Genomic DNA, 18,876 nt, shown 5'->3' on the forward strand with positions numbered 1-18,876 from the left:
CTGAGTGACCCGGGGCCTGTGTCAGGCCGCCGTTATGCGAGGCACTGTGCGGCCCCGCATGAGTTGATGCTCTTGGGCCTTATTCGGCCTTGATGCCCCGCATCGCAATCACGCCGCCCAGCAGATTGGTGTCGGCCTTGATGCGGTTGGCCAAGCCTTCGGGAGACGAGCCCACCGTCTGCCACCCCTGCTGAAACAGCTTGCTGCGCACGTCTTCGCTGCGGGCGATCTCGCTGATCAGCGCGGCCAGCTTGGCCTGGATGGGCTTGGGCATGGTGGAAGGCGCTGCGAAGGCGTTCCAGATTTCCAGGTTGAAGTTGCTGATGCCTGCCTCGGCCAGGCTCGGCACCTCGGGTGCCAGCGGGCTGCGCCCGGAGGAGGTCACGCCGATCGCGCGCAGCTTGCCCGCACGCACCTGGGCCTGCGCCAGCGCCGGGGGCAGCAGCGCCATCTGCAGCTGGCCGCCCAGCATCGCGTTGGCCACCTGCGGATAGCCAGGGTAGGGCACATGCACGGGGTTGATGTTGCTGCGCGCCTTGAGCAGCTCGGTGCCGATGTGGCCCACCGTGCCCACGCCTGGCGTGCCGTAGCTCCACTTGTCACCACCATTGCGTGCTGCCACGAAGAAGTCGCGGGCACTGCTGTTGGCGGCCACGCCGGGCTGGTTGACGGGTGCGGTCAGGATCAGCGGCGAGGTGCCGATCAGGCTGAGTGGTGCCAGATCCTTGATCGGGTCATACGGCACGGCCGGGTTCAGCAGTTTGGCAATTGTCATGTTGCCGTTGATCATCAGCCCGATGGTGTGATCGTCACGGGCCTTGGCCACTGCGTCGGCACCGATGTTGCCGCCCGCACCTACCTTGTTGTCCACAATGACGGGCTGGCCCAAAGCCTTGGACAGGGGTTCCGAGAACGTGCGTGCCGTCAGGTCGGGGGAAGAGCCGGCCGGGAAGCCCACGATGATCTTCAGGGGCTTGGTGGGCCAAGCCAGCGGCGCGGGCGCTGTGGCGGGCTTGCCGGCGTTCTGCGCCAGCGCCCAGGGGGATGCAGCAGCCAGCGCAATCAGCAGCGAAGCACGGCGGGAAACACGGCCAGGAAAGGCGGAACGTGATGGCATAGGGAGCAATCTCCTTGAGGAATATTCGGGGCCCAAACGACACGGGGCCCCAGAACTGGGGCCCCGCGAGGCAACTTCTGCAGCCGGGGATATTAACCCCGCCGTCCAATGCGCTCAGGCGTATTCGGCCAGCGCCTTTTTCATCTTCTTCATGGCAGCCACCTCAATCTGGCGAATGCGCTCAGCGCTCACGCCGTAGACAGCCGCCAGGTCGTGCAGCGTCATACCGCCACTGCCGTCGTCGTTGACCTTGAGCCAGCGCTCTTCCACGATGCGGCGGCTCCGGTCGTCCAAGCTGGCGAGCGCGTTGGCAATGCCGTCGGTGGCCAAGGTGTCTCGCTGGCGCGACTCGATCATGGCTGTGGGTTCGTGCGACGCATCTGCCAGGTAGGCGATGGGTCCAAATGCCTGCTCTCCATCGTCGGACGGGGCTGGGTCCAGCAGCACATCGCCGCCCGCCATGCGGGTTTCCATTTCGATGACTTCTTCGCGCTTCACGTTGAGCTGCGCGGCCACGGCGTCGATCTCATGGTCAGACAGGGTGTCGCGGTGCGTGGCGGCATCGGCGGCCGAGGCGTCTGCCTTGAAGCCCTGCTTCATGGAGCGCAGGTTGAAGAACAGCTTGCGCTGCGCTTTGGTGGTCGCTACCTTGACCATGCGCCAGTTCTTCAGGATGTATTCGTGGATCTCGGCCTTGATCCAGTGCATGGCGTAGCTCACCAGGCGCACGCCCTGATCGGGGTCGAAGCGCTTGACGGCCTTCATCAGGCCCACATTGCCTTCCTGGATCAGGTCGCCATGGGGCAGTCCGTAGCCCAGGTACTGGCGTGCAATCGAAACCACGAGGCGCAGGTGCGACATCACCAGCCGGCCGGCGGCGTCCAGATCGTTGTTTTCCTTGAGCTGGCGTGCGTAGGTCTGCTCTTCTTCGTGCGTGAGCAGAGGCAGGCGGTTGACGGCCGAAATGTAGGCGTCCAGATTGCCCAAGGGGGGCACCAGCGCCCAAGGGTTGGCGGGCGCCAGAGACATCGTCGCGGTTCCAGATTGAATGTTCATTCCGGGAATCCTTTCCTCTAAGCCATGATATTAGCACTCTCTCTGATTGAGTGCTAAGCCCGGAGTTCCCGTCAGGTTGCCCATGGACACCGTTTGACAATATTTGTTGTCGATTCCACTCGAGTTTTGTATTTTTCTCATTGAGTTTTGTATTTTTTGGGTGCAAAAAATCGCGTAACTATTTGATTTGTAAAGGGAAATTTGTTCTTGATGACGTTTCATCAATCTTCCGTGCCTGTTTTTCGGCGGATTTCAGGAATCTGGCCCCACCCCTTTGAGCAGCGGGTCGTGCGTTGGTTGCGTCGCAATGCGGCTTAGCCAGCAGTTGAAAGCACATTGTTTGCAAGTGTGTGCTAACTATTTCTGCCTGATCAGTAGGAAGAAGTTGGTGAGATATTCGCCCCTATCGATGTGGGCCTAAGAACTGGGAGCAGCGGCGCCCCTCCAATCGGTCGCGTAGGTGAGGTCATCCCCGCAAAGGCATCTACATGATGCCCTAGTGAGGCTGCAGGACGTTCCCTGGTCGAATAGGTTCCTATCCTGGAGTCGTTGCTCTCACCCACCTAGCAGTCACCATGGTACTGAGTAGCACCTGGTGCATCCGTCCCGGGTACAGCGCGCCCCTCAAACGCCTTTCTGCCTCTTTGCGTGCCCGGTTTATTTGCGGGTACGTACCACAGGCGTGTGCATGGCGTGGATCCTTGGAACCTGTCCATGTTCCGCCCCCCCCCGGGGGGGGCAGGCTCAAGAAGACGCTCAGCGCTAAAAGCCCCGGCAGTGGATGGCTCTAGATGACGATCTGGAACGTTGGCCCGACTCCTGTCGGCAAAACCAGGTCGCATGCGATGGAACTACAGGCTTGTCCAACCCCGATGCCCAACCAGACCTGAGGGAGAAGTTGAGCTGCTGCTATGTAGCGGTGTCGGGCAACCCTCCGTAGGTCTTTGAAGCAGGCAGCTGGAGGGGACCGGGGCCAGGTGTCCATCGGCACACTGCTGCCTGTGGCTTCGCCTCAGCCAAAGGCAGTTTTGTAGCAATTGCCACCACCGATATCGGATTGACGAACTGACGCTATGAGGCGCACAGCGGCCTTTGCCCGACGCTGGTCCGATAGAAATGGCATTGCCTGCGATACCTTGGGGCTGTTACCAGCAGATGCACTGGGCTATACCGGAGCGGCGCTGCCAGTTCTGGCTCAACGGAGAACAGATCAGCGTCCAACTCATAGTCGGCCCGTGCTGAAGATCGGCGCCTCTGGGGCCTTGTTGATCGCTACGATCACTTTGGAGTCCTTCATGCCTGCCAAGTGCTGGATCGCACCCGAGTTACCGGCCATCACAAATAGCCAGGACACCACGATCTTGCCCGTCTCACACCAGTGAGACGGCGTTGCACCCGGATTCACAGCCGAACTGCAAACTATTGTCAAACGCGGGGTTTGGCCGCGTCACCGCCCATCTCACCCGGTCAAGCAGCACCTGCGTCGCTATAGTTCATGGCAACCTGCGAAATGGCAGGAACCTGTTTGCCCTGATACCGTATCAACCCGAGGAGATGCGTCATGAGCAGCGTTTTGAAGCGAAACAATGTCAAAGTTCTGGGCGATGAAGGCCCTGTGCTCATGTACGCGCACGGCTTTGGGTGCAATCAAGATATGTGGGGCTTGATGACACCTGCGTTCAGAGCTACGCACCGCCAAGTGCTGTTCGACTATGTGGGCAGCGGCGGCTCGGACCGCGCGGCGTTTGACCGGCTGCGGTATGCCGATCTTCGGGGCTACGCGCTGGATGTCCTGGAAGTGTGCGATGCCCTTGGCCTCAGCGAAGGGGTGACCTTTGTAGGCCATTCCGTCAGCTGCAGCATCGGCATGCTCGCATCCATCGAGCGGCCTTCGCTGTTTGACCGGCTGATTTTGCTGGGCCCGTCTCCATGCTTTCTGAATGACCCGCCCGGCTACGCGGGGGGCTTCGAGCGTGACGACCTGGAAGGTCTGCTGGCGCTGATGGATCAGAACTACATGGGATGGGCCAACTACCTGGCGCCGGTGGTTGCGGGGAATGCAGGAGCCGGCGACGTCACCAGCACGCTGACAAACAGTTTTTGTTCGACGGACCCGGTAGTTGCAAAGGTGTTCGCCAGGGCCACATTCTTCGCGGACAACCGGGCTGACCTTGCCAAAGTCTCGCGGCCATCACTGCTATTGCAACACCGCAGCGATACTTTGGCACCCCTTTCCGTCGGGGAGTATCTGCATGCACATCTGCCGGACAGCACACTGCAAGTGCTCGACGTTGCCGGCCATTGCGCGCATATGAGCAACCCAGCCCTCGTGATCAATGCCATGCGTGACTACCTTGATCACGCTTGCGTCGTCGCCTGAAGCAATCGCAGGCCGCTTCCATGAGTCTTCTGGACCAATTGCCCTGCGCGGTGGTCGTCACGAACGAAGCGGGTCGCCTTCTGGACGTCAACGCGGCACTTCTCGCGCTTGCAGGAGGGGCACGAAAGGATCGCATCGGGGCGTTGTTCGATGAACTGCTGCCGCCAGCCAGCAGAATCTTCTTGCAGACCCATATCTGGCCCACCTTGCTTCGGGACGGGCAGGTCAGCGAAATCCATCTTCAAGTCAGCGGTTGCGACACAAACCGCGTGCCTGTGCTGCTCAATAGTCGCCGGGGGGAATACCAGGGTGCTCCCGCCTATTTTTGGAGCCTTGTTTCCACGCACGAGCGCCACCGCTTCGAGGTTGAACTCATTGAACAGCGCAACCTGGCAGAGTCGGCGGGCCTGGCGCTCGGCGAAAGCCAGCGCTTTATTCGCGCCATCACTGACGCGATCCCAAGCATGGTGGCTTACTGGGGCAAGGATCTTCGCTGCCGCTTCGCCAACCATGCCTACGCGCAATGGTTCGGCAGGCACCCGCACGAGTTGATCGGCATGTCGCGCGAAGAGCTGCTGGGCGAACGCATCGTTGAATGGAACGAGGAATACGCCCATGCGGCGCTCGCGGGACACGAACAGAATTTCGAACGTGCAGTGACCAATGTAGATGGAAGTCGCCGCCACGTCCTGGCGCACTACGTCCCCGATATCGCAGGCAGCGAGGTACTTGGCTTCTTCGTCAATGTCAGTGACGTTACGGCACTCAAGACAACGCAGTTGGCACTGGAAGAAGCCCAGAGGCTCGGCCAAACGGGCAGCTGGAGCTGGCAAGTCGAGGGAGATGTGGTCACTTGGTCTCCACAGATGTACTCGATTCTTGGCTGCGACCCGCAGGCTCCAGCCCCCAGTTTTGAAGAGCAATCTCGCATATACCAGCAGGAAGACTACGCCAAGCTCGCTGAGCGGGTACTCAATGCGCTGCGCACTGGCGAGGACTACATCCTGGATCTGCGCTACTGGCGACCCGATGGCCGCCCAGGCTGGGTGGAGGCGCGCGGCGAAGCTGTGCGCGAGGCGTCAGGGAGCATCGGTGGCCTGCGCGGTACGATTCAGGAAACCACGCAGCGGCGAGAGCAAGAGCTGGCACTAGTGGTTGCGCAGGGTCGGCTGCAGGCGATGTACGAGACCACGCCTGCCATGCTGCACTCGATTGATGCCCAAGGCCGACTTCTGCACGTGAGCGATGCGTGGCTTGCTTGCCTTGGATACCGTCGGGACAACGTCATTGGCAGACTGTCTTCAGACTTCCTCACCGAAGAATCCCGTAGACGCGCCAAAGAGGAAGTACTTCCGGGCTTTTTCGCGACGGGCCGATGTGACGCAGTGCCCTACCAAATGATCGCGAGCAGCGGAGAAATCATCGACGTGCTGCTCTCAGCAATTCTGGAGCGAGACGCACAAGGCCAGCCAGCGCGCAGTCTGGCCGTCTTCGAGGATGTGACGCTTCGCAGGCGCGCAGAACGCGAGCTCCAGAGGGAGCATGAGCGTTTGCGCAATCTGATAGAGGGTACCAATGCAGGCACCTGGGAATGGAACGTCCGAACCGGCGAGGTGATCGTCAACCCTCGCTGGGCGGAGATCATCGGCTGGACCATCGAAGAACTGGGGGTCATAACGAATCAGTACCGCGCGGATATCGCCCACCCGGACGAACTGCCCCAGACTCAGCAGCTGCTGCGAGAGCATTTCGCAGGGCGCAGCGATGCCTACGTGTCCGAACTGCGCTTGCGCCATCGGGACGGCTCCTGGATTTGGGTCGAAGACCGAGGGCGTCTCATCACACGCACAGCCGACGGCAGGCCCGAGTGGGTGTTCGGTATCCACATCGACATTTCAGAGAGAAAACGCCGTGACGATGCCATGCTGCGGCTCAGCGCCGAACTGGCGCAGCAGCATGAACTGATGAGGGTCACACTCCAGTCGATTGGAGACGCCGTCATCACCACGAATGCCGATGGGCTGGTCAGCTGGCTCAATCCGGTGGCCGAGCGAATGACTGGGTGGCTGTCTTCGGAGTCGATCGGACGCCCCTTGCCGCAGGTATTTCACATCATCAATGAAGAAACGCGCGAGCTCGCACCAGACCCGGTTGCAGCGTGCCTGGCCGAAGGCAGGACGGTAGGCCTGGCACCCAAAACCATGCTCATAGCGCGAGACGGCACTGAATACGGAATCCAGGACTCTGCGGCGCCGATACGCGGCCCACAGGGCGAAATGCTAGGCGTCGTTCTCGTCTTCCATGATGTCAGTGAGCAGCGTAGGCTCAGTGGCGAGATGACATATCGGGCCACGCACGATTCGCTGACAGGTCTTGTGAACCGCGCGGAATTCGAGTCGCGATTGCTTAGAACGCTGCGCCATGCTGAGGAAAACGACAGCAGCCATGCGCTGTTTTACATTGATCTGGACCAGTTCAAAGTGGTGAATGACGCGTGCGGTCACGCCATCGGTGATCAGTTGTTGCAGCAGGTCAGCAAGCTGCTGGCGGAATCGATCCGAGCGCGCGACACCCTTGCACGCCTGGGGGGTGACGAATTTGCCATCATTCTTGAAAACTGCACCATGGAGCAGGCTAGTCGGGTTGCCCAGAAGATCTGCGATCGCATGAATGATTTTCGGTTCGTTCATGGGGAGAGACGTTTCCGCATCGGTACCAGCATTGGCCTCGTTCCGCTGGACAAGCGGTGGGCCAATGCATCCGTTGTACAACAGGCCGCCGATGCATCGTGCTATGCAGCCAAAGAGGCGGGTAGAAATCGCGTCCACGCCTGGTTTGAGACTGACGTCACCATGCGCGAAAGAAATCATGAAATGCAGTGGACAACCCGGATTCAGCACGCGCTGGACAACGATTGCTTTGTGCTGTTTGCGCAGCGCATCCATTGCCTAAAAAAACAACCACCGGGCATTCACGCCGAGGTTTTGCTGCGCCTGAGAAACGATGATGGATCGTTGGTGCAGCCCGGAGTGTTCCTTCCTGCAGCCGAACGCTTTCATCTGGCGTCGCGCATTGACCGCTGGGTTCTACAAAACGCGGTCCGGTGGCTGCAAGGCTTGGAGGAGCCCGAGGCCATCGACAGCCTCAGCGTCAACCTCTCGGGCCAGTCCGTGGGCGACAGGGCCTTTCATGCATGGGCACTCGAATTATTTTCTGCATCAGGTGCAACGGCATGTTCCAGGCTTTGCCTCGAAATCACCGAAACGGCAGCTGTCACTAACCTTGCGGACGCGGCAATCTTCATCGGCCATGTTCGTTCAGCTGGAGTGAAAGTCGCGCTTGACGACTTCGGTGCTGGCGCATCGTCGTTCGGGTATCTCAAAGCCCTGCCCGTTGACTACCTCAAGATCGACGGGCAGTTCATTCGAACTCTCCTCAGCAATCCCCTGGACGAAGCGGCGGTTCGCTGCTTCGCCGATGTCGCGAGACTGATGGGATTGGAAACAGTGGCTGAATTTGTTGAAAGCCTAGAAGTTCTGGAGCGCCTGAAGGAGATGGGGGTGGACTACGCGCAGGGATACCTAGAGCACCGTCCCGAGCCCATCAACCGCTTGACAGAGATTGCGACCAGGGCCGGGGCGACTGCCTTGTAAGGCATCCATCGCCCAACCGCCACGAGCCCGTGGACAGCGACCAGCGCTTAGCCGCCGATGCGGGGATGACGAGAGATGCAAAACGCCCCCAGGCACCCCATATATCCCGCACAGAGCGCGGGCGGATTCTTCTTTAGCCTAGTCGCCCCTGTCAGATCTTGCTCTGAGAGACTCGTGCTGACTCGAAGATCAATGCTGCTCTCGTCATGAGAAGACTTCTGCCGAAGACGGGATAAGCGACTGCTTTCAGCCTGTAGTCGCCGCTTGGCCAAAACGCTGTTCTTTGCGTCAAGCGTTTAAGTGCGGCCCTGAGTAGAAAGATCCTGAGCTGATGGCGCGCCAAGCAGCCCGGCTGAAAAAAATACAAGACTCAGTGAGAAACGCCCGGGAAAGTACAACACTGAAGGAATAAAAAGTACAAAGGTAGGCCCCCCGTGTTGTTCCAAGTCGTTGATTTCTCGAGTTCGGCAGTCCAACACCCAGCGCATATCGACATGTGTGTCGATTCCACCCGGGTTTTGAACTTATTGGGTACGGCAATGTCGCGTAACTATTTGATTCACTTCCATATTCCGGCAATCGGCAATGACAGCGTCCGGTTCAAGAAGGTATCTGCACCGCAACCACCACAGACCCCCAAGAGGTAGAAGAAAGCCAAGAACTTATCCACCACGTGAGCATCCAGCTCACGAACCAGGGTGGGTCAGATCGAGATGGAAATGGTGGGTTGCGGTTGCATGCAAATCAACAACCCGCGCTAGCAGCGCCAGCGCCTTGATCGGTCTGCATGGTGCACAACAGGTGCGTTTAGAAATTCAACAGCTTCTGTCCCGCAAAATCCTAGGCGCCATGGGTCGTCATTTGTTCAACCCCTGTCATCCCATGAACTCAAGTGGGCACCCCCGGTCATCGCCCTACACGGTGATTGGCGCAATAGGGACCTATTTTGCTTTGGTAGGACCTACCAAATCCAAACCGCCAATGCCGCCACTGAGAATAGAAACAGCCTGGTCGAACTCGAGGTTCTCCACATGTCCTTGGAGGCGCTGAAAGGTCAGTGCGTCGAACAAGGGGCGCAGCAAAGGCGCCAGCTTCTCGAACAAGTCCAGCCCGCTCAGGTTGGCATCCTGCAGCGCACGCACGAGTTCGACAACGCGCTGTGGGTCTAGCGGCGGCGCGCCAGCTTTCATCAGTAGCGGCTCCGCCGGCACCCGCAGCCAGTCGGCCGAGGCAGCCCGCACTTGCGCGGTTGCCTCCGCGAGCCGGGCGAGCAGAGGCGCTACCGCTTCGGTCTGATCCTGACGGCAGGCTACCTCCACCTGCCCCGCCAGAGCGGCGATCTCCTTGGCCCCCAGCGTGGCCGCGCTGCCCTTGAGCTTGTGCATCAGTGCCGCCATTGCCTGGCGCTGCTCGGGCGCCGTTGCCGGTGCGTCCAGGCATTCCTCGCACAGCGCGAGCATGCGTTGCAGCATGCTGCGCAAGAGCTTCACGTCGCCCGCCAGGCGTCGGCTTGAATCCTCGGCATCGATGCCCTTGATCTGCGGCCAGCCCTGGGAGTCGCTCGCCACCTGGGCGACTACGGGGCCGACGGGCGCGCGGCCGATCAGCCGTCGCACGCCCTGCACCAGCAGCTCCGGGTCAATAGGCTTGGACAGGATGTCCTGCATCCCAGCTTCGCGTGCGCGCCGGTGTTCGCTGTCAGTATTGCCCGCAGTCAGCGCCACGACGGGTAGCCCGGCACGCTCGGGCAAGGCGCGGATGCGGCGCGTCGCCTCCAGCCCGTCCATGACGGGCATCTGCACGTCCATCAGTACGATATCGAAGTCAGCGCGCTCCTCCACCCAGCGCAACGCCTCGGCGCCGTCGCGTGCGGGCTGCACCAGAGCGCCTTCGAGTTCCAGCAAACGCCCAGCGACCTGCAGGTTGATGTCGCTGTCGTCCACCAGCAGCAGGCGCACTCCCTGAAGGCGCGGGCCGTCGATACCCACTTGCGCTGCACTCGCGAACTCAGCGGCGTCGCCCAACTCGAAAGGCAACTCCACCCAGAAACAGCTGCCCTGGCCCGGCGTGCTGTGCACGCCTATCTGTCCGCCCATCAACTCGACCAGGTGCTTGGTGATCGACAGGCCCAGCCCCGTGCCGCCAAAGCGTCGCGTGGTGGACGCATCGGCTTGCGAGAAGGGAGCGAAAAGCCTGGGTAGCACATCCGCGGCGATGCCCACGCCGGTGTCTCGCACCTCAAAGCGTAAGCGGCACTGGCCGACCGGCGCCACCAGCGCCTGGACGCTCAGCGCGACCTGACCGTGTGCGGTGAATTTGATCGCATTGCCCAACAGGTTGACCAGGATCTGGCGCAGCCGTGTGGGGTCGCCCAGCAAGGCATCCGGCAGCGTGGCATCAGGGGTCACCGCCAGGGCCAGGCCCTTGTTGCGGGCATGCTCCTCGAAGACCGCCTGCAGCGACGAGCTCACGTCGCGCAGGCTGAAGGTCGTGCGCTCCAGTCCCATCTCGCCAGCCTCGATCTTGGACAGGTCCAGCACATCGTTGACGATGCCCAGCAGCGCCTTGCCCGACAGCAGGATGTTCTGAACATAGGGCGCCTGCTCGGTGCTCAGCAGCGTGCGCTGTAGCAGGTGTGCCAGCCCAATCACCGCGTTCAGCGGCGTGCGGATCTCGTGACTCATGTTGGCCAGGAAGGCACTCTTGGCTTCGCTGGCGGCCTCAGCCGCAGCCGTTGCCGCGCGCAGCAGGTCGTCTGTTCGGCGTTGCTCGCTGATGTCCTGAAAGGCCCCGACCAGTTGCACCGGCTTGCTGTGGGCGTCCAATTCCACCTCGCCCATTGACCGTACCCAAACCGTTCGTCCGGTATAGGTGATCAGGCGCAACTCCAGGTCCCAGCCTTGGCCGCTGGCGATCGCCCGGTTCACGGCATCGGTGATCACCGGGCGGCTCTCAGGCGCGTAGAAGTTGATGGCTGTGTCCAGCGTCGGCTCGAAGTCGGCCGGCACTTCGTGGATGGCGCGCGTCTGCTCGCTCCAGTGCAACTGGCCAGCCCGAAGGTCAACACGCCAGCCGCCCACCAGAGCCATGCCGCCGACGCTCCGCAGCAGGCTTTCATTGGCCTGCAGCGCGGCTTCGGCTCGCAGCCTTTCGGTCACGTCGAAGTTGACGCCGATCATGCGCAGCGGTCGACCGTCGGCGTCCCGCACGACACGGGCCATGGCCTTCAGATATCTCTCCTCACCGTCGAGACGAATCACGCGGAACTGGAGCTCGAAGTCGGCACGCCCGTCGATGGCGTCCTGCAGTGCCTTCTCGCTGCTGGCCCTGTCTTCGGGGTGAACGCTGTCGCTCCACAGCGTGTAGGGCTCGCGCCCGCCCGAGCGATGGCGCCCGTACAACGCATACATCTGGTCATCCCAGACCAGGGTACGGGCGACAACGTCGTAGTCCCACACGCCGATGCCTGCGGCGCCGGCTGCCAGCTCGAAGCGCTCGTTGCTGCGCTGGACTTCCTGCGCGAGGTGCTTCTGCGCCGTGATGTCGGTGCGGATCGACACGTACTTCCGAATCGAGCCGTCTGCGTCCTTCACGGGCACCATCACCGCGTAGGTCCAGTACACGCTGCCATTCTTTGCGACGCCACCGATCTCACCTTGCCAGGCCCGGCCGGCGCGCAACGCAGGCCAGATCTCGCTGTTGAAGTCGCCCGATCCGAGCTGGGGCTGGTGCACGGCGTAGGTCTGCCCGAGCAGCTCCTCACGCGAGAACCCGGTGAGCTGGCAGACGTTGTCGTTGACCGTGATGAAGCGACCGTCCGGGCCCATTTCGGAGAAGATGGCGTAATTCTGGATCGCCACCAGCAAGGCCTCGTTCTCGCGCAGTGCGGCTGCCAGTTGCAGGCGGCCCTCGTTCAGCTCGGTGACGTCATGAACGATGACGTAGAAGCCCTTTACCTCGTCACCCTGGTGGTCGGGCAGGTAATGGGCCAGCGAGTGGCGCAGACCCTGCCCGTTTGGACGCGGAATAGAGCGCTCGAAGGTCTGCTTCTCACCGCGCAGCGCGGCCTCGACGAACGGGCGGTTGGCCTCGAACAGCGCCGGGCCCAGCAGGTCGCGCATATTGCGCCCGGGTAGGGTGCCTGGATCGACACCGAACCAAGTGTGGTAGGCCTGATTGGCGACGCGGTTGTCGAGGTTTCGGTCCCAGTAGCCGATCATCGAGGGCACAGCGTCGAGCACGGTGCGAAGGTCTCGGCGGGTGGCTTCCAGCGCCGCCTGGCGGTCCTGCAGGGACTGGATCATGGCGTCGAAGCTTTGAGAAAGCGAGCCGAACTCATCCCGCGCCAGGTAGGCGCTGCGGGCCTGCAGATCGCCGGCCTCAATGCGGCGCGCTGTGTCTTGCAGCGTGCGCATCGGCCGCAGGACGCGCCGCATCACCACGGCCACCAAACCTGACAGCAGCGCGGCCAGCGAAGCATTCGCGACCAACGTCGCGATGCGCAGCCGGCGCTGTTGTTGGCTACGCATTTCGATCAGTCGGCCCGCCAGGTCGAAGGCCCCGTCGCTGATGCGGCGCGTTTCAGCCACCAGGTGGTCGGACAGCATCTGTCGCCGCCCGCCATCGGAATCGGCGGCGCCCGCTCCGGCCGACGATTCAAGTGCAGCAAAGAGGGGCGGCAGGCCTTCGCTCACGCCCACCAAATCGTCGATGTCGTCCTTAAGGCCCAATACGGGGCCGTCGAGTACGTGCAGGGTCTGGGTCAGCTCGGTGTGCACGGCATGCCACTGCCGCCGCGCCCGTGCATGTCCGTGCAGCAGATAGTCCTGCGTCAGAACCAGCAGACCGGCAGCGTCGCGCGAGACCCTGCCGACTTCCAGCTGCACGGTATCGATGCGTTCGTGCTGCCGTTCCAGCAACTCGGCGGCGACTTGATGCATGACCACCAGCACGAAGGCCAGTGTCATGCCCCACAACATCAGACGGCGGACTTGCAAGCTCGGCTCACTTGATAAGGTTCACCGCGCGTGGGGCGAGCTTCTTCAGCGGTTCGGTGCGCACCAGGTCCAGGTAGTCGGGTACCTCGCCCGCCGGCACCAGCCGTCTGCGCAGCGCCCAGCGGGCCTCGGCCTCCAGCGTGGTGATCAGTGACTGCGACAGCTGCAACCTGAACTCGAAGCCGTCCCAGGTCTTTGACAGGTCCTCCACAGAAACCTTGAGCGCCTTGGCCACGATGGCACGGGCGCGCTCGGGTTCGCGCTGCAGCAGGACCGTGGCGCGCTGCACGGCCCGCAGCAGCTTGATGGCATCATCGTCGCTGACACCCTGGCTGGCTGGGCGGCTGACAATGTTGAAGGTAACGCTGAAGAACGCAGGGCCGGGCATCACCCTGGCCTGCGGCCCCAGCCGATGCAGCGCCTCCGTGACATGGGTGCTGAACAGCGCCGCTGCATCCACCTCGCCACGCGCGAGGGGGCCGACAGGGTCCTTGGGCTCCAGGGGCTGCTCCGTCACGTTGTCGAGCTTCACCCCGTGGAAGAGCATGAAGGTGTCGGCAAAGTAGTGGCTGCTGGTGCCTGGGAGGACTCCCAGCCGCTTGCCCTGCAGGTCGGTGGGTTGAGTGATGCTGCGGTCGGTGCGCACCACGATCTGGTTCTCGCGCCCTGACACGGTGGTGGTGGCCAGGATGCCGAAGTCGCGCCGGGTGAAGCCGGCCAGCATGATGGGCGTGTCGGCCACGGTGGCGAAGTGCGCCTCGCCGGCCAGCAGCGCTTCCAGGCAGATCCGCCCGACCGGGTAGTGCTTGATGTTCAGGGCCAGGCCCTCGGCCGCGAAGTATCCCTCGGCCTCAGCAATGAGCACCGGGGCCGAGTAGGGGATGTTGGCCACTGCCAGCGTCAGCGTCGCAGCCCGGCTGGCACCGGCGAACAGCGTCAGTCCCACCCAGCACACCGCAAACCAGAACCTGTGCGGTCCTCTTCCCTGACTCAGTCGATTTGAAGTTCGCAAAGCCTCTGCTCCTTGTGAACGTTTATGGTCGGGCTCCTGCGCCCGGCCCGCGCCGCAGTGGCCTTAAAACTGCACCTGTTCGGACCTGCCTGTAGAGGCACGCCGCCGTCTGCCGAGTCTGCCGCGCCTGACGTATCACCGTCGGCGGATCACCATCGACCCGCACAGTGTCCGTGAACGCCGACACATCGACTGGCACTACGCACTAGATTACGCCAAAGGCGCAGGCGCTGGAGAATTTCTTGTCGACCTGGCTGCTTCTCGTTCTCGTATAGCGCTTGACCTGCGCCAGTGTGGGAAGCCCGCTCTGGGGCACAACGATGCCGCGCAGGCCGGACTCTACTAAGTGGCCGCAATAGACCGCGGCCAAGCCCGCCTGCATGCATGCAGGCTGGCAGAACAATCCAACGCGGAGGTCTCTGTCCGATATCTTCATGAATGGCGCGCCGGGGAATCGAGAGTCGCGTGCAGGCGTTCGCCTGATTGCGGTGAGACGGACTCCGGCGGCGGTTCGATCGTCCGTGCCCTGGCCCTGCCATGCTGTTTGGCAAGGTACAGCGCACGGTCGGCGCGTCGCATCAGGTCGGCGCTGTCTGGCTCCCCAGCGGCTGCGTTGCCTTGCTGCTCCCACGATTCTTCCGAAGAGGCAACACCAATGCTGACCGAGACAATGCCGTCTGCGACTCCCCCCTCATGGGGCAAGTGAAGCTCGAGTACGGCCTGGAGCAGGCGCTCAGCTACGAGACAGCCACCGTCCCGGGTGGTGTTGGGCAGCAGCACGGCGAACTTTTCGCCGCTGTACCGGGCTACCATCTCCGTTGGGCGCAATAAGGCTCCACGGAGCGCCTGCGCGACGTCATTCAAGCACGTGTCGCCGGCCGGATGGCCGTAACGCTCGTTATAGGCCTTGAAGTGGTCGACATCCACCATGAGGCAGCACAGCGGCTGTGTGTCCCGCAGCGAGCACGCCCATTCCCGCGCCAACGCCGCGTCGAACGCGCGGCGGTTGGGCAGCTCGGTCAGCGCATCGGTGTTGGCCATGCGGCGCAATTCATCAGACAGCTGCTTGAGACGCAAGTGGGCGGTAACACGCGCGCGCAGGATGTGTTCGCTCACAGGCTTGTGGATGAAGTCGGCAGCGCCCACGCTGAAGCCCAGCATTTCATGATCGAGGTCGGTGTGTGATGTCACGAAGATCACTGGCACGTCGCTCAAGTCCGGTGCGGCCTTGAGCGCGACGCAGGTGTCAAAGCCGTTCATGCCGGGCATCTCGGCGTCCAGCAGGATCAGGTCGGGGCGCTCCGCATGCGCCTGCCGCAGCGCGGCCTCGCCGCTGGTGGCAAAGCGTATGCGCCCCAGATCACCCAGTAGCCGACCCATCAGATGAATCAGCGTCGGGTCGTCGTCAACCAGCAGCAGCGAAGGACGCATGGATGTCTGAACTCCATCTTGATCGGTTTTGCCGGGCTCGGCCACTGCATATGCCACGCACCAGGCTCTTCGCCGCTGCCATGCTCTCCACCCGGCGGCCGGTTGTTTACACGATAGCTTATTCACTTCGCCATCCGCAAGGACTGTTTACCCTTTCAGACAGCCGAGCGAACCCATGCCCCGAGATCAGTGGCGCTTGACCCACCGGCTGTTGGCGCCAGCGTCAAACTGACCATCCGCGCCGATCTGGCATTGACCATCGGTTGCCTGCTGCAAATGGCGTGGTGGTGATTGTTCAAAGCCGTCCTGAGCGGTCACGCCGCAGTCGGCACATGTGTACAGATCTGGTCAGACCGGTGCCCGCTGCAACATTCATGAGACACCTCCACGGTTTCCACCAAGAGATATCGACGTCCTGGACCCAGCACTTGAATCCTGCCTTTTCCCCTGTTGCTTGCTGCTTGCCGCCCGTTGCCCGTTGCCCGTTGCCCGTTGCACGATGGGCAGAGCGGTGACGGCATCAACCCGCGCTAGATGCCCTGCCGCACCTGGCTTTCAAAGTCTTCCAGCGTCAGCGGGCGGCCAAACAGGTAGCCCTGGAAGGCCCGGCAGCCATGGGCCAGCAGAAACTGGTGGTGGGCGGTGGTCTCCACCCCCTCGGCGATCACGGACAGGCCCAGGCTGCCAGCCAGTGCAATGATGGAGCGGGCGATGGCGGCATCGCTTGCGTCCAGCAGCACGTCGCGCACAAAGCCCTGGTCGATCTTGATCTGGTCCAGCGGCAGGCGCTTGAGGTAGCTGAGCGACGAGTAGCCCGTGCCAAAGTCATCCAGCGAAAACCCCAGGCCATGGGCCTTGAGGGCGCTCATGGTGGCGATCACGCTGTCCACGTTGTCCAGCAGCAGGCTTTCGGTCAGCTCCAGCTTGATCTGTGCGGGGTTGGCGCCAGTCTGCCGCACCAGTGCCAGCACCTGGGCCACAAAGTCGTCTTGCAGAAACTGGCGTGCGCTCACGTTGATGGCCAGGCTCAGGTGTGCAAACAGCGGGTCTTGCTGCCAGCAGGCCTGCTGGCGCAGGGCGGTTTCCATGACCCAGTGGCCCAGCGGCAGGATGAGGCCCGATTCTTCGGCCAGCGGGATGAACTCCGACGGCGGCACCATGCCCTGGACCGGGTGCTGCCAGCGCACCAGGGCCTCGGCGCCGGTCACGCGCCCCTGGCTGTCCACCTGCGGCTGGTACAGCAACAGGAATTGCGCGCGCCGCAGGCCGTTGTGCAGCTCGGTCTCCAGGAGGGCGCGGCGGTTCACGGCTTGCTGCATGTCGGGGTCAAAAAAGCGCAGCGTGTTGCGCCCGGCGTCCTTGGCACGGTACATGGCCATGTCAGCCTGTTTGAGCACCTCGTCCACCGAGTCGCGCTGGTGGTTGAGCAGCGTCACGCCAATGCTGCCTGTGAAGTGGTGCTCGTGCCCTGCCAGTTCATACGGCTGGCGCAGCTGCGCCAAGATCAGCTCGCCCAGCGTGCGCGCCTGTGCGGCAGCCTCGGGAGCGTCGCTGCTCAGGTTCTGCAGCACCACCACAAACTCGTCACCTCCCAATCGGGCCACGGTGTCCTGCTCGCGCACACAACTGCGCAGGCGCCGGGCGACATCCTTGAGCAGCAGGTCGCCCACCTCGTGGCCCCGGGTGTCGTTCAAGGTCTTGAAGTTGTCCAGGTCCACAAACAGCACGGCCGTGGTCAGGCCCGATCGGGCGCCGTTGACCAGCACCTGCTGCAGCCGGTCCACCAGCAGGCGGCGGTTGGGCAGTTGCGTGAGGGCGTCGTAGAAGGCCAAGTAGCGCGCTTCGTCCTCTGCGGCCTTGCGGCCCGAGATGTCGATGTCGATGCAGAACATCTCGGGCGGGTGCCCCGGCACCTGGATGTAGGCATGGCTGGAGAACACATGCACCGGCGTGCCGTCCTTGCGCTGCAGTTGCAGCTCGCCCGCCGGGATCACCTCGCCGGTGGCGAACATGTGCTGCATGTGTGCCCGCACGCCGTCGCGCATGGGCGGCGGGATGATGAGGTTGAGCAGGTTGCCGCCCAGGGCTTCTTCGGCCGTGTAGCCGTACAGCTGCTCGGACGCCTGGTTCCAGTAGCTGGTGGTGCCGTCCTGCAGGTAGCCTTGCACCGAGATGGACGGGATGTTGCGCAGCAGCGAGCGAAAGCGCAGCTCGGACTCGCGCAGCGCACTTTCAGCCTGCTTGCGCTCGGTGATGTCGCGGGCCAGGAACACCACGGCTGCCTGGCCGCCCACCTGCACGCCCAGGGGCTGGGTGCGCCCTTCAAACTGGCGCAGTCCAGACAGGGTCTGCATCTCGTATTCCACGCTGTGGGTCTGGCCAGACTGCAGCGTTTCCTGGATGAGCGCCATGAACCGTTCGGCCTGCTCGGCGGGCAGCACATCCTGCAACCGCTTGCCCACAAGCACCGGGGCGCTGGCGACCAGCGCGGCGTCGTTGGGGGAGAGCACCTCTACATACCGGCCTTGGGCGTCGAGCACCAGCAGCACATCGGGAATGGCCTTCGTGATGGCATGCAGGCGTGCTGCCGTGCCAGTCAGCGCGTGCTCGGTGGCCATGCGCTGCTCCACGTCGTGCAGCAGCAAACCCAGCACCACGGTAGCGGGGGTGAAGGTCAGCAGATAGGGCAGGGCCAGCGTCTGGTTGATGCGCTGCACGGCCTCGGCAGGCAGCAGCTGAAACAGGGCGATCACAGCCATGTGCAGCAGCAGCCCGAACAGCGCAAGGGGGATGGGCTCCACCCCCAGCCGCCCACGGGCGCGGCCTTCGCGGTACACCAGCCCCAGCGCGGTGCACAGCACGATCACCATCAGCCCCACCTCGGCGCCCGCGCCACCCAGCCACAGACGGCCGGTGGCTGCCATCAGCGCAGCAATGCCCGCCACCAGCGGGCCGCCGAACAGGCCCGCCATGCTGAGCACCACCGAGCGTGCGTCGAAGATCACGCCCGGCATCAGCACCACCGGGGTGAGCATGCCCACCACGCAGATGCCGCCGAAGATCAGCCCCGAAAAGACCTGGCCCACCCACGGGTGCTTGCGCCAGACGCGGATGTTGAACCCGTGCAGAAAGCACAGCGCCAGCAGCAGCGCAACGCCTTTGACCAGCTCAATGAACATGGGCCTCCGTGCAATTCCAGGGGAAAGCCCATGATGGGGGAAACGTTGCGA

The 18,876-nt window shown here is 62.7% G+C and carries 9 protein-coding genes and 1 pseudogene; 3 read left to right on the plus strand and 7 right to left on the minus strand.

Features of this window, described 5'->3' with window-relative positions:
• Positions 1-79: 79 nt before the first annotated feature.
• Positions 80-1,117 (minus strand): Bug family tripartite tricarboxylate transporter substrate binding protein, encoded by a 1,038-nt coding sequence (locus AC1Q64_RS18355; RefSeq protein WP_492252326.1) that lies wholly within the window; start codon positions 1,115-1,117, stop codon positions 80-82.
• 114 nt (positions 1,118-1,231) lie between these two features.
• The gene (rpoH, locus tag AC1Q64_RS18360; protein WP_291433845.1) at positions 1,232-2,173 is read right to left on the minus strand and encodes an RNA polymerase sigma factor RpoH; all 942 of its coding nucleotides are present in this window, start codon (positions 2,171-2,173) and stop codon (positions 1,232-1,234) included.
• A gap of 781 nt (positions 2,174-2,954) precedes the next feature.
• Between rpoH and AC1Q64_RS18365 the strand changes: the two genes are divergently transcribed.
• A complete protein-coding gene (locus tag AC1Q64_RS18365) occupies positions 2,955-3,113 on the plus strand; it encodes a hypothetical protein (protein ID WP_492252327.1) in 159 nt (52 codons plus the stop codon).
• 233 nt (positions 3,114-3,346) lie between these two features.
• Here AC1Q64_RS18365 and AC1Q64_RS18370 read toward each other — a convergent pair.
• Positions 3,347-3,584, minus strand: a pseudogene (locus tag AC1Q64_RS18370) (electron transfer flavoprotein subunit alpha/FixB family protein); the annotation flags it as partial.
• 150 nt (positions 3,585-3,734) lie between these two features.
• Between AC1Q64_RS18370 and AC1Q64_RS18375 the strand changes: the two are divergent.
• Positions 3,735-4,553, plus strand: a complete 819-nt coding sequence (locus AC1Q64_RS18375) for an alpha/beta fold hydrolase (protein ID WP_492252328.1) — start codon at positions 3,735-3,737, stop codon at positions 4,551-4,553.
• A gap of 20 nt (positions 4,554-4,573) precedes the next feature.
• Entirely contained in the window at positions 4,574-8,206 is a 3,633-nt protein-coding gene (locus AC1Q64_RS18380) for a bifunctional diguanylate cyclase/phosphodiesterase (protein ID WP_492252329.1), read from the plus strand.
• Positions 8,207-9,147: 941 nt separating this feature from the next.
• On the opposite strand, the gene AC1Q64_RS18385 is transcribed toward AC1Q64_RS18380, so the two are convergent.
• The 4 genes from AC1Q64_RS18385 to AC1Q64_RS18400 all read right to left on the minus strand — a co-directional run bounded on the left by AC1Q64_RS18385 (position 9,148) and on the right by AC1Q64_RS18400 (position 18,825).
• Complete coding sequence (locus AC1Q64_RS18385) at positions 9,148-13,173, minus strand: PAS domain-containing protein (RefSeq protein ID WP_492252330.1); 4,026 nt, start codon at positions 13,171-13,173, stop codon at positions 9,148-9,150.
• 37 nt (positions 13,174-13,210) lie between these two features.
• A complete protein-coding gene (locus tag AC1Q64_RS18390; RefSeq protein WP_291433854.1) occupies positions 13,211-14,149 on the minus strand; it encodes an ABC transporter substrate-binding protein in 939 nt (312 codons plus the stop codon).
• A gap of 498 nt (positions 14,150-14,647) precedes the next feature.
• Complete coding sequence (locus AC1Q64_RS18395) at positions 14,648-15,646, minus strand: GGDEF domain-containing protein (protein ID WP_492252331.1); 999 nt, start codon at positions 15,644-15,646, stop codon at positions 14,648-14,650.
• 530 nt (positions 15,647-16,176) lie between these two features.
• Complete coding sequence (locus AC1Q64_RS18400) at positions 16,177-18,825, minus strand: EAL domain-containing protein (RefSeq protein ID WP_492252332.1); 2,649 nt, start codon at positions 18,823-18,825, stop codon at positions 16,177-16,179.
• Positions 18,826-18,876: the final 51 nt, after the last annotated feature.

This window comes from Acidovorax sp. GW835-FHT14G06 (assembly GCF_058793595.1).

What these genes read in the sequence shown, in the direction of transcription:
- AC1Q64_RS18395 (WP_492252331.1), bottom strand. Translation starts at nt 15,646, where the DNA reads ATGCGTCCTTCGCTGCTGCTGGTTGACGACGACCCGACGCTGATTCAT.
- AC1Q64_RS18375 (WP_492252328.1), top strand. Translation starts at nt 3,735, where the DNA reads ATGAGCAGCGTTTTGAAGCGAAACAATGTCAAAGTTCTGGGCGATGAA.
- rpoH (WP_291433845.1), bottom strand. Translation starts at nt 2,173, where the DNA reads ATGAACATTCAATCTGGAACCGCGACGATGTCTCTGGCGCCCGCCAAC.
- AC1Q64_RS18400 (WP_492252332.1), bottom strand. Translation starts at nt 18,825, where the DNA reads ATGTTCATTGAGCTGGTCAAAGGCGTTGCGCTGCTGCTGGCGCTGTGC.
- AC1Q64_RS18380 (WP_492252329.1), top strand. Translation starts at nt 4,574, where the DNA reads ATGAGTCTTCTGGACCAATTGCCCTGCGCGGTGGTCGTCACGAACGAA.
- AC1Q64_RS18355 (WP_492252326.1), bottom strand. Translation starts at nt 1,117, where the DNA reads ATGCCATCACGTTCCGCCTTTCCTGGCCGTGTTTCCCGCCGTGCTTCG.
- AC1Q64_RS18365 (WP_492252327.1), top strand. Translation starts at nt 2,955, where the DNA reads ATGGCTCTAGATGACGATCTGGAACGTTGGCCCGACTCCTGTCGGCAA.
- AC1Q64_RS18385 (WP_492252330.1), bottom strand. Translation starts at nt 13,173, where the DNA reads ATGACACTGGCCTTCGTGCTGGTGGTCATGCATCAAGTCGCCGCCGAG.